Source organism: Streptomyces sp. DT224, assembly GCF_049844595.1.
In the GTDB taxonomy this organism is placed as follows: domain Bacteria; phylum Actinomycetota; class Actinomycetes; order Streptomycetales; family Streptomycetaceae; genus Streptomyces.
Window position 1 is genome coordinate 82,278 of sequence record NZ_JBNCLI010000018.1, and the last position, 6,687, is coordinate 88,964.

7 protein-coding genes are annotated in these 6,687 nt (G+C 70.1%); 6 read left to right on the top strand and 1 reads right to left on the bottom strand.

Going from position 1 to position 6,687, the window contains the following annotated elements:
- The first annotated feature begins 120 nt into the window (after window positions 1-120).
- From ACLQ2N_RS34050 to ACLQ2N_RS34065, 4 genes are all read left to right on the top strand, one after another.
- Window positions 121-285, top strand: a complete 165-nt coding sequence (locus ACLQ2N_RS34050; RefSeq protein ID WP_203600732.1) for a hypothetical protein — start codon at window positions 121-123, stop codon at window positions 283-285.
- A 9-nt stretch (window positions 286-294) separates the two neighbouring features.
- Entirely contained in the window at window positions 295-588 is a 294-nt protein-coding gene (locus ACLQ2N_RS34055; RefSeq protein WP_425819313.1) for a Dabb family protein, read from the top strand.
- Between the two features lie 227 nt (window positions 589-815).
- Window positions 816-1,727: an RNA polymerase sigma factor SigF gene (locus ACLQ2N_RS34060; protein ID WP_425819315.1), complete on the top strand. Its 912-nt coding sequence runs from the start codon at window positions 816-818 to the stop codon at window positions 1,725-1,727.
- Window positions 1,728-1,961: 234 nt separating this feature from the next.
- On the top strand, window positions 1,962-2,828 hold the full coding sequence (locus ACLQ2N_RS34065; RefSeq protein WP_425819317.1) for an RNA polymerase sigma factor SigF: 867 nt from the start codon (window positions 1,962-1,964) through the stop codon (window positions 2,826-2,828).
- A gap of 172 nt (window positions 2,829-3,000) precedes the next feature.
- On the opposite strand, the gene ACLQ2N_RS34070 is transcribed toward ACLQ2N_RS34065, so the two are convergent.
- Window positions 3,001-3,213 carry a hypothetical protein gene (locus tag ACLQ2N_RS34070; protein ID WP_161208819.1) on the bottom strand — a complete coding sequence of 71 codons (213 nt, stop codon included), beginning with the start codon at window positions 3,211-3,213 and terminating at the stop codon, window positions 3,001-3,003.
- 249 nt (window positions 3,214-3,462) lie between these two features.
- Here ACLQ2N_RS34070 and ACLQ2N_RS34075 point away from each other — a divergent pair, with 249 nt between their 5' ends.
- Window positions 3,463-3,984, top strand: a complete 522-nt coding sequence (locus ACLQ2N_RS34075) for a MarR family winged helix-turn-helix transcriptional regulator (RefSeq protein WP_425819319.1) — start codon at window positions 3,463-3,465, stop codon at window positions 3,982-3,984.
- A gap of 23 nt (window positions 3,985-4,007) precedes the next feature.
- Window positions 4,008-6,506: an MFS transporter gene (locus ACLQ2N_RS34080; RefSeq protein WP_425819321.1), complete on the top strand. Its 2,499-nt coding sequence runs from the start codon at window positions 4,008-4,010 to the stop codon at window positions 6,504-6,506.
- The last annotated feature ends 181 nt before the right edge of the window (window positions 6,507-6,687 follow it).

Below are 6,687 nucleotides of genomic sequence, written 5' to 3' on the forward strand. Positions count from 1 at the left end.
GACCGCTGGTGAACGACAAGTGACGGAAACGGCAGGCAGATCCGCGCATGTGTGTGGATAGACTCGCCCGACCGCACAGGGGATCGAAACCGCAGGGGATCGAAGGGGAGTCAGGGGCTGATGGCGCAAGCGAGGAAGATAGCTCTCTACGTGATAGGCGTCTTCGTGCTCTACACGATCATCAACTCCCCCGCCCGGGCCGCGGACCTGGTGCAAGTAGGGTTCGAGGGCATCGCGGACGCCGCGCAGAGCGTCGGCGACTTCATGTCCGAGCTCGTCAACTAGGGGAACCGCGTGATCCGCCATCTGGTCCTGTTCAAGCTGAACGACGGCGTCGAGCGGGACGACCCGAGGGTCGTCGCGGGTGCGGAGGCGTTCCGGGCGCTGGAGGGGACCGTCCCCGAGCTGGAGTTCTGGGAGTGCGCCTGGAACATCACCGACCGGCCGATCGCGTACGACTTCGCCATCAACTCCGCGGTCGCGGACGAGGCCGCGCTGAAGCGCTACATCGAGCACCCCGCCCATCAGGCGGCTGCCGGTCAGTGGCGTGAATTCGCCACCTGGGTGATCGCCGACTACCCGTTCTGACGCCTTCGGCCCTGCGAGCCCCTCACCGCGACGGTGAGGGGCTTTTCTTTGTCCGAGGCCCGATGGACGCCCGGCGGCCGTTTCAAACCCGGGCAAGGTCAACACGGCGCTATGGGGTGCTTGCGCATAGTGGTCATGTCTTGTGATGCTATGACCGCTTTTGACGGATGGATTGACCGAAGTTGACCGCAAGCCGTAGTTGTCGACCGCGAAGGGGTGGCGTCATCGTGCCGGCCAGTACAGCGCCTCAAGTGCCTCCCCAGGCCCACCAGGCGGCACCGGCCGCCCCGCCCGCCGGGCCGTACGCCCCGCCGCCGGGCCAGGTGCAGACGACGGTCCACGAGACCCCCGACGAGACGGGCACTCCCGCCCGCTCCCGGACCGCCGACACCAGGGCGCTCACCCAGGTGCTCTTCGGGCAGCTCAAGAACCTGGAGCCGGGCACCACGGAGCACGACCGGGTGCGCACCGCGCTGATCGAGGCCAACCTTCCGCTCGTGCGGTACGCCGCCGCGCGGTTCCGCAGCCGGAACGAGCCGATGGAGGACGTCGTCCAGGTCGGCACGATCGGGCTCATCAACGCGATCGACCGCTTCGACCCGGAACGCGGTGTGCAGTTCCCGACGTTCGCGATGCCCACCGTCGTCGGCGAGATCAAGCGGTACTTCCGGGACAACGTGCGCACCGTCCACGTCCCCCGCCGGCTGCACGAGCTCTGGGTGCAGGTCACCGGCGCCACCGAGGACCTGACGACCGCGCACGGCCGCTCGCCCACCACCGCGGAGATCGCCGAGCGGCTGAAGATCTCCGAGGACGAGGTGCTGGCCTGCATCGAGGCCGGGCGCTCGTACCACGCGACCTCACTGGAGGCCGCCCAGGAGGGCGACGGGCTCCCCGGCCTTCTCGACCGGCTCGGCTACGAGGACCCGGCCCTCGCGGGCGTGGAGCACCGGGACCTGGTCCGGCATCTTCTCGTACAGCTGCCCGAACGGGAGCAGCGGATCCTGTTGCTGCGGTACTACAGCAATCTGACGCAGTCCCAGATCAGCGCCGAGCTGGGAGTCTCCCAGATGCATGTGTCAAGACTCCTGGCCCGGAGTTTCGCCAGACTTCGATCCGCAAACAGGATCGAGGCGTAACCGAAACGGGTAGACCGTTTCCGAGGCGTTTCCCCGGCACCAAAAGCCTCACACCCCTTGTTAACTGCGCAGACTCCCCCTGGACTTGTCGACAAGTCACTACAGCGCGTTGCCGACATGTGACATTCTGCGGGAAGTGAGTTTGCCGCAGCCCCGCCTCCGGTATTCAGGTGGAGGCTGCGTTCCTCCGATGGTCGTGGCCACCGCGACCGTCCGCGACCTCAAGGGGGTGGCATGTCCGTAGAACAGGGCAGCTCGAAGGTGCTCACGCTCGACAAGAGCGAGCCCGCACCCGTTGCGCTCACCAGCTCGCCGGAAGCCATCGACACCCGCACGCTCTCCCGCTCCCTGTTCCAGCGGCTCGCCGCGCTGGGTCCCGCCCCGGGCCCCGGTGGGACCGACAGCCCGGAGCGCGCCTATGTGCGGGACACACTCATCGAGCTCAACCTGCCCCTCGTGCGGTACGCGGCGGCGCGGTTCCGGAGCCGTAACGAACCCATGGAGGACATCGTCCAGGTCGGCACCATCGGCCTGATCAAGGCGATCGACCGCTTCGACTGCGAACGCGGCGTGGAATTCCCGACGTTCGCGATGCCCACCGTCGTCGGCGAGATCAAGCGGTTCTTCCGGGACACCTCGTGGTCGGTGCGGGTGCCGCGCCGGCTTCAGGAGCTGCGGCTCGCCCTCACCCGGACCAGCGACGAGCTCGCGCAGAAGCTGGACCGCTCGCCGACCGTCCCGGAGCTGGCCCGGGCTCTCGGGGTCTCCGAGGAGGAGGTGGTCGACGGCCTGGCCGTGGGCAACGCCTACACCGCCTCCTCGCTGGACTCGCCCGCCCCCGAGGACGACGGCGGCGAGGGCTCGCTGGCCGACCGGCTGGGTTACGAGGACACGGCGCTGGAAGGCGTCGAGTACCGCGAGTCGCTCAAGCCGCTGCTGGCCAAGCTCCCGGCGCGCGAGCGCCAGATCATCATGCTGCGGTTCTTCGCCAACATGACCCAGTCGCAGATCGGCGAGGAGGTCGGCATCTCGCAGATGCACGTCTCCCGCCTGCTGACGCGTACCCTCGCCCAGCTCAGGGAAGGGCTCATCGCGGACTGAGCCGCCCCGAGGGCACGCTCACCCGGCCGCCGAGGCGCCCCCTCGGCGGCCGTGCGCGTTCCCGTACGGCCGCAGCCGCAAGCCGACAGCGCCGCCCCCTCGCGGATCGGCGAGGGAGCGGCGCGGAGACGGATGCGGGTCGGAACGCGGGCGGGACGCTGAACGGGTCGGGTCAGCCGAGTGCGAGCCAGGCGACCGCGCCGAGCACGATGACCACCGCGACGATTCCGGCGATCAGGCCGGTCCTCGGTCCGGAGGAGACGGCGGCGGGCTGCTGCGCGCGCTGCGGTTCGCCCTCGTCGACGAAGGCGCGGAACATCTGGGTGCTGCCGGCCGGGTCGTAGGAGCCCTCGGGACCCTGCGGTGCGTGGGGATTGTGTGCCATGTCGCAGGACCCTAGCGAACTCGGGCGAACGGCCCAACCCCCGGGCGCCGCCCGCCGATCCGCCACTGCTGTGGCACAGACCACATCACCCCCTCCCCTACCGCACACACTGCGGGTTTGACCAGTACCCGGCGTACCCTTTTGCGTTCCTTTACTTCCGCAAGCCCCGTTTCGTTTGCCTGCAGCAACCAACGGCTTCTATGGTTGCCCTAAGCAACAAGATGACCGGTGAGATCGTCAGGGGGTCCCGTGGCCGCACGGAGTCAGTACGAAGAACTGGCCCGGCAGCTGAGCGCCATCGGGGCCGTCAAGAGGGGTCTCGCCCGCATCCTGCCCGCCGACTGCCCCGGCGGCTCCGCCGCCGTGCTGACTCTGCTGAGCCGGCACGGGGAGATGCGGATCAGCCGGCTGGCCGAGCTGCTCGCGGTCGACATGTCGGTGACCAGTCGGCACGTCGCCCACGTGGCGGACCGGGGCTGGATCGAACGGTTCCCGGACCCGGCGGACAAGCGCTCCCGCATCCTGCGGCTGACCCCCGCGGGGGAGGGGGTGCTCGACGACCTCGACCGCCGGTCGACCGAGATGTTCGCCTGCCATCTGCAGGATTGGTCCGACGACGAGGTCGGACAGCTCAACACGTTGCTCGCCCGGCTGCGCGACAGCTTCTCCTGTCGCGGCACCGGAGGGTGCGCCTCCGGAAAGCACAGCGGCGACTGCCGCTCCCGCCGGGATGACAGCCATGACGGCTCGTACACCCGTACACCCGCGTAACAGAAGCAAAGACAAGGACTTACATGGCTACGACCACACCAACCGGTGTGCGGGGCGGCCACGCCAAGCACGGGGGCCACGACGCCTCCGACGGCACGCCGATGACACACCGGCAGATCATGGAGGCACTGGCCGGGCTGCTGCTCGGCATGTTCGTCGCGATCCTGTCGTCGACCGTCGTCTCCAACGCCCTTCCGGAGATCATCTCCGACCTGGGCGGCGGCCAGAGCGCCTACACCTGGGTCGTCACGGCCTCACTGCTGGCCATGACGGCGACCACCCCCCTGTGGGGCAAGCTCTCCGACCTGTTCAGCAAGAAGCTGCTGGTCCAGATAGCCCTGGTCATCTACGTGGCGGGCTCGGTCGTCGCCGGCCTGTCGACCAGCAGCGGCATGCTGATCGTCTGCCGTGTGGTGCAGGGCATCGGCGTCGGCGGTCTCTCCGCCCTCGCCCAGATCGTGATGGCCGCCATGATCGCCCCGCGCGAGCGCGGCCGGTACAGCGGCTACATCGGCGCGGTCTTCGCCGTCGCCACCGTCGGCGGCCCGCTGCTCGGCGGTGTCATCACCGACACCAGCTGGATGGGCTGGCGCTGGTGCTTCTACGTGGGTGTGCCGTTCGCGGTCATCGCCCTCATCGTGCTCCAGAAGACCCTGAAGCTCCCGGTCGTCAAGCGCGAGGTCAAGGTCGACTGGACCGGCGCCTTCTTCATCAGCGCCGCCGTCTCGCTGCTGCTCCTGTGGGTGACCTTCGCGGGCGACAAGTACGACTGGATGTCCTGGCAGACCGGCGTGATGCTCGCGGGCTCCCTGGTTCTCGCCCTGCTCTTCGTCTTCACCGAGTCCCGCGCCAGCGAGCCGATCATCCCGCTGCGGCTCTTCCGCAACCGGACCATCACGCTCGCCTCGCTCGCCTCGCTGTTCGTCGGCATCGCGATGTTCGCCGGCACCGTCTTCTTCAGCCAGTACTTCCAGCTGGCGCGCGGCAAGTCGCCGACGATGTCCGGTGTGATGACGATCCCGATGATCGGTGGTCTGTTCCTCTCCTCGACCATCTCGGGCCAGGTCATCACCAAGACCGGCCGCTGGAAGGCATGGCTGGTCAGCGGTGGCTTCCTCGTCACCGCCGGTCTCGGCATGCTCGGCACGATCCGCTACGACACGACGTACTGGCACATCGCCATCTTCATGTTCGTGATGGGTCTCGGCATCGGCATGATGATGCAGAACCTGGTGCTCGCCACGCAGAACCAGGTGGACCCGAAGGACCTCGGTTCGGCCAGCTCCGTCGTCACCTTCTTCCGTTCCCTCGGTGGTGCGATCGGCGTCTCGGCGCTGGGTGCCGTCATGGCCAACCGCGTCACCCACTACGTCAAGGACGGCCTCGCGGACCTCGGTCCGCAGGGCGCGGCCCTGGGCCACGGCGGCACCGGCGGCGGGGGCATCCCCGACCTGGACAAGCTGCCCGCCCCGTTCCGTACGGTCATGGAGACCGCCTACGGGCACGGTGTCGGTGACGTCTTCCTGTACGCCGCTCCGGCCGCGCTGCTCGCCTTCCTGATCACGCTGTTCATCAAGGAGGTCGCGCTCAGGACGCGGGCCGTGGGCGACGCCCCGGCGCAGGCCGACGCGCCCGCCGAGGCCCCCGCCGACACCACCGAAGCGGTCGCCGAGGGCGCCGCCGGAGTCACCGCCGTCGCCACCGCCGAGGCGGCCCCGGCCTCCGAGGCCGAGGCCCCCGTGGACTTCGCCAAGGGCGGCACCCCCGTCCGCGGTGTGGTCCGGGGCGCCGAGGGCGTGCCCGTGGCCCGGGCGGCCGTCACGCTGATCTCGCTCGGCGGCCGGCAGCTGGGCATCGCCGCAGCGCAGGCCGACGGAAGTTACGCGCTGGCCGCCCCGGGCGCCGGTTCGTACGTCCTGATCGCCTCCGCCGACGGGTTCCAGCCGCAGGCCTCCACCGTGGTCGTCGGCGACGAGCCGCTGGCGTACGACATCCTCCTCTCGGGCACGAGCGGCCTGGCCGGCACCGTGCGCGCCGCCGAGAGCGGCGCCCCGGTCGCGGACGCCATGGTCATCGTGACCGATGTGCGCGGCGATGTGCTGGCCACCGGGAAGTCCGCCGAGACGGGTGACTTCACCTTCGGCGAGCTGGTCCCCGGCGCGGTGACCGTCGCGGTCAACGCGTCCGGCTTCCGCCCGCTGGCCCTGCCGGTCGAGATCGGCGGCCAGGGGGTCACCCGGGTCGACGCCGCCCTCCAGGCCGGTGCGCTGGTCCAGGGCGTCGTGCGGGCCGGTGCGAGCCGCCGCCCGCTGCCCGACGCCCGGGTCACGCTGGTCGACGCGGCCGGCAACGTGATCGCCACCTCGACCACCGGGGAGGACGGGGCGTACGCCTTCGCCGACCTGGACGCGGGCGAGTACACGGTCATCGCGACCGGCTACCCGCCGGTGGCCGGTGCCCTGACGGTGGCCGGTCACGGGGTCGACGGCCACGACATCGAGCTCGTCCACCCGGGCGAGTGACCCACGCGGTCCGGGGGTAGACCCCGGACCCGTACAGACCCCTGGCGGGGGCGGCGTTCTTCGAGCGGAGGTGCCGCGCCCGCCGGCGGAAATGGGCCCCGGCGGCGGGGGCGGCCGGCCGGGGGCCGCCGGCCCGCCCCCCCCCCCGGCCCCCCCAAATGAAAGTACCCCGCCCGGGGAC